Below are 416 nucleotides of genomic sequence, written 5' to 3'. Positions count from 1 at the left end.
GGTTTATCCTGAGAGATAATTCCAAAAAAAGCTACTTTTGCAGCAGCTTGCTCGGCGCCTTTAATCGAGCGTCCCTTGCCTTGACCGAGCTTTTTGCCGTGCAGCCACACTTCAGCCATGAAACGTTCTTGATTGTGGTGGGGTAGATTAATTTCCACAACTCGATATTCAGGTAAAACTTTAAATTGAGCCTGAGTCCATTCTTGTAGAGCAGCTTTATAGTTCAATCTGGCGGGATCGAGGCGAATTTCTGTCGCTAATTGTTTGAAATGGGGATCTAGCCAAGGGTGAATAAGTTCGAGATTTTGAGTACTGAGGTAAAGCGCTCCGAGAACGGCTTCAAAAGCATCTGCCAATCGTGACTCTTGACCAACTTTATCAGCGGTAGCGCTGCCAGCGACAAGTAAGTATAGCTC

The 416-nt window shown here is 45.7% G+C and carries 1 pseudogene (only partly in view); it reads right to left on the bottom strand.

The features are described 5' to 3' along the window. Window positions 1-416, bottom strand: a pseudogene (rnc, locus tag ACFE90_RS18700) (ribonuclease III); its annotated part runs 313 nt beyond the window's last position; the annotation flags it as partial.

The sequence above is a fragment of the uncultured Nostoc sp. genome (assembly GCF_964245445.1).
In the GTDB taxonomy this organism is placed as follows: domain Bacteria; phylum Cyanobacteriota; class Cyanobacteriia; order Cyanobacteriales; family Nostocaceae; genus Nostoc.
Note: the sequence above shows the minus strand (reverse complement) of the source record. Positions and strands in the feature narration are given on the sequence as shown.